The organism is Intestinibacter sp., from assembly GCF_051866655.1.
Classification (GTDB): domain Bacteria; phylum Bacillota; class Clostridia; order Peptostreptococcales; family Peptostreptococcaceae; genus Intestinibacter.
In genome coordinates, this window is record NZ_JBJDXL010000237.1 from 1 (window position 1) to 4,471 (window position 4,471).

Consider the following 4,471-nt stretch of genomic DNA (forward strand, 5'->3'; position numbering starts at 1 on the left):
ACTGAAGCTGATGGTAAAATTACTGCTGTTAATGTAACTGAGTCTGACATCGCCTCGGCTACTTTACTTGGCACTAAAACAGATGCTTCTACTGTAGATTCAGCATTTGGAAGAATTGCTAAGGAAGTAGCTGACAGAAAAGCAGCTATTGAAGCCTTAAATACTACTGTTAATTCTACAGGTGGTACTCACGTAGGTGTAGAGGTAGTAGAAACGAAGGGTATAATTACTGGAGTAACTGTATCAGAAAATGATATTGCTTCTGCTAATAGTCTTACTAGTGAGGTAACTCGTGCTAAGGCAGCTGAAGATAAAATTGAAGCATCTGTAGGTCTAGCTGCTGACGGTTCTCATATAAAAACTTTAGGCAATTATACTAGTTCAGCTACCACTATTGCTGGAGAAATTTCTGCATTAGATAATCAGGTTAAGAAAAATGCTGATGCTATTGGAACTATAGAGAACTATACTGTCAATGGAAAGAAAATTAGTACTAGTCCTACTTTAGGAGGTGCTGATATTGCTCTTACTGGATATACTCCTGATACAAATGGAGATATATTTGCTGCTGAAGATACAGTAAATGAAGCTATGAAAACTATCATGCAACACTTAGTATGGTATGAAGCCTAATATATAATTAAATGGGAGTAGATTTACTACTCCCATTTGATTAAATTTAAAATGATATGGCAATAAATAAGAAATTCATTCATTTTAAAAAAAAGATAGATTTTGAAAATGAACTTTCCAATAATAATATTTTAGATACTAGTATTTGTTTTATTTCAGAAACAAAAGAAATATATACACATAAACAATTATATAATTGTTCTGGAATAGATAATGATGAATATACTGAAATTAAACAAAGTATAGAAGAAATTAATGAAAAAATTAATAATATAGAGATAGGTGGAGACATTACTATTCAAGGCATACTTGAGATGGTATATCCAGTTGGGTCTATTTATATTTCAGTAAACTCTATAAATCCGAGTAGTTTATTTGGATTTGGAACTTGGGAACAGATAAAAGATAAATTTCTCTTAGCTACAGGTGATATACATGGAGCAGGGGAGATAGGTGGTGAAGAATCTCATACACTTACTTCAGATGAAATTCCTAGTCACTCTCACCAATTTAATAGACAGCAATTGTGGCAAGATGATACAGGAGTTTTAAATAGTAATCTAGAAGCAGGTTATGGTGCAAATAACAAAAAACTAAATATCTATACCGATAATACGACATCTGTAGGAGGTGGATTAGCACATAATAATATGCCACCTTATCTGTCAGTGTATATATTTAAAAGAATACAATAAATATAAATTTTAAAATGATATGGCAATTAATAAAAAATTAATTCATTTTAATAAAGAAGACAGCTTTACTAATGAAAAGGACGCTGGAAATATCTTGGACACTTCTATTGTATTTGTCAAAGATGCCAAAAAAATAATTACACATTCAAGTGAATATCCTGCTGTTAATTGGGGTAAAATTAAAAATTTATTTATTACTTCAGAAGAAGCTAAAGCTGGTGATGTTTGCTTTTATGATTCTTTATCTGGTAAAATAAGATTAGCTAAAATTGATAATGTAAATCCAACAGATTATCCAACAAGTAGATTTACTCCTATAGGAGTTGTTGTTATTCCCGGCTCTCACGATGTTTATGGAACTGGACAGTGTGGTGTGGTGTCATTAACTAGGATGAGTTACAGTTTTCCTGATACTGGAGGAGTAGGTAAAGTCTATGAAACTATATATTTCGGAGGATATAATGATAATATCAGTGAATTAACTGATTTTAATTATGCTCCTTATGTTGGGAATTTAATATCTTCTGGAGAAGTTGGTGATTCTACAGGTACAGTAATTGGACAAGATATTAAAGATATTTATTTACCTGCGCATTATACTTATTTTTCTAATCCTGATGACTTTATACAGTGCCCACATGATACAAAAGCAAGTTACTATATTACTCCCGGGTCTAATAAACCTGCTCCATCTCCATATTTGACAGATGGTAGTAGAAATTCTAGTTATTATCAAACAAGTTCTCCATCATCAGCGAATAATTGTCTCTCTGATTTTGACGGAATTGGAAATACTAATAAATTAATAAATTTGGCAACAGGACAATCAGATTGGAAGACAGCATCTACAATAACTAACAATTCAGGAAGTGGTTATTATCCAGCAGCTTGTTGTTGTTGGAGATTTCATACAGATGGAACTAAACAAGGTGATTGGTATTTACCTGCTTGTGGAGAACTTGGATATCTTACTGTGGAACACGAAACTATATTTGATACTTCTGTTACATTAAGTGAAATATATAATATTCCCGATATAGCTGTAAATATAGATGTAATGATTTCTAGCTCAGAATATAGTAATACTCATATAAGAATTATAAGAGATGCTAATAAATATATTGGGTATGTACCTAAAAGTTCTGGATATTATATCATAGCGTTCCTTCGAGTATAAATCATAAAAAAAATAAAACATTATGAAAGAAAATTTTATTTATTCAGAATCAGAAGAATCATTTGAGGATTTATTACTAGCAGGAGAAATAAGATCAGATGCTGTAGTATTTAATGCAGATACTGGAAGAATATGGACACATAATACATATTTTCCATCTGAAATTAATAAAGTAGATAAAGTAGAAACCTTAGTTATTAATTTAGCATCTAATCAAGCTGATCCAGATCCAGGAATTGTAGGAGCTTCTGTTACTGTAACATATAATGAAGAAAATCATGTATTAGGATATATAGAAGGAGAATCATTAGTATTTTCAATTCCAGAAGGTGCAGAATATACTATACAATACTCAGATATAAAAGATTCTGAAGGTAATTTATTATATAAAAAACCTACAGATGATGAAGGACAAGTTTATACTGCTGTTGCAGATAAATTAACTTCTCTTACTAGATTATATACTCAAACTGTTATTACTATTAATAGAACATCTAATCAAACATTATCATTAGGAGATTCTACAGCTGAAATTAGTTGTAGTTCATGGTCAGAGAATAAGATTTTAAATTTTACTGATGATACAATATCTAAAGTTATAAAAGTATTACCTGATGATGAAATTACAATAACTTATAGTAATATTGAAGGATACAATGTTGAATCTAATACAGATAGCATAACAGGATCTAATACTATTACATTTACAGCTAGTGGAAGTTCCATGACTACTACAGTTACCTATAAAGCCTGCTTATTATCAGTAACTAGAAGTTCTAATATAACTATGTCAGAAAGTTCTACAGCTACAGTTACTTATGATTCAGGTTCTAAAGAAGTTACATTTAATAGTAATAGTACTCAATCAGTTATATTCCCATTAGGTGAATCTTATACTATTGCATTTAGTTCTGTAGCAAATAATGATGGAGCTTTATTATATACAACTCCTGAAAATATTTCAGGAACAGGAAGTTCTCAATCTATAAAAGAAACTGGAACTTATCAAGGTTGTAGTTTAACTGTACAAAGAACTAATAATCAAGGAGTAGCAATGGATACTACTTCTGCTACAGTTACTTATTCAGATTATTCTCAAACAGTTAATTTTACTTCTTCTATAAACGAAGGAATTGTAGTTATTCCTTACAATGTTGATTATACTATAACATTTAATGGAGCTATAACTAATTATAGAACTCCTGCTAATATTACTGGAATTTCTAATTCTACAGCAATAACGAAAGTAGGATCTTATGATTCTGAGAAATTAACTGTTAATGTTAGTGGTCTGTCTTCGGGATTTACAATTACAGTAAACGGGCAAAGTCAAACAGCTACTAGTGGAACTTATTATATTGCTTATGATACTGCATATACTATATCTGCAAGTAGTGCTAAAGGTTATAATGAAGAAATTTCTGAATCTTCTATTACTGCTAGTCAGCAAACTAGAACTGTCACAGTTACTTATGCTAAAATACCAAATGGTATTTATATTTGTGATGCTTATGGCACTTTAACAGCTGTAGAAAGTTGGAATACTGATAATAATTATTTTGCTATTGGAGTTGCAGTTGTATCAAGTAATTGTAGTTTTGTTATTGGAAAAACACAAAGTAATGGTGGAATAGCTTGGTCTAGTCAATTATATGGAACTACTGTATCTGGCATTTTAACTACAACCACTGGTTCCACAGCAAAAACAGATTATGCAGGAGAATCTAACTCCTCTATTGTTAGAGGTTTAACTGGGGGAGAAACAAATGCTTTTAACTGGGCTTATGGTAATACTATTACAGTAAATGGTACTACACTATATGGATATATAGGAGCGTTAGGCGAATGGCAAACAGCTTATGATAATAAATCTGCTATAGACAGTGCTCTTAGTACTATTGGTGGTACTGCTATGTTAACAGGTTATCATTGGGCATCTACGCAGTACTCGTCGGACGGTGCGTGG

The 4,471-nt window shown here is 31.3% G+C and carries 4 protein-coding genes; all 4 read left to right on the forward strand.

What is annotated here, in order from left to right; translation table 11 throughout:
• On the forward strand, window positions 1–633 hold a 633-nt coding region (locus ACI3VO_RS07070; RefSeq protein WP_439757232.1), incomplete at its 5' end, for a hypothetical protein.
• 56 nt (window positions 634–689) lie between these two features.
• Window positions 690–1,328 (forward strand): phage baseplate protein, encoded by a 639-nt coding sequence (locus tag ACI3VO_RS07075; protein ID WP_439757233.1) that lies wholly within the window; start codon window positions 690–692, stop codon window positions 1,326–1,328.
• Between the two features lie 19 nt (window positions 1,329–1,347).
• Window positions 1,348–2,505 carry a hypothetical protein gene (locus tag ACI3VO_RS07080; RefSeq protein ID WP_439757234.1) on the forward strand — a complete coding sequence of 386 codons (1,158 nt, stop codon included), beginning with the start codon at window positions 1,348–1,350 and terminating at the stop codon, window positions 2,503–2,505.
• 22 nt (window positions 2,506–2,527) lie between these two features.
• Window positions 2,528–4,471, forward strand: a 1,944-nt coding sequence (locus ACI3VO_RS07085; protein WP_439757235.1) for a hypothetical protein, incomplete at its 3' end; no start/stop codon positions are given.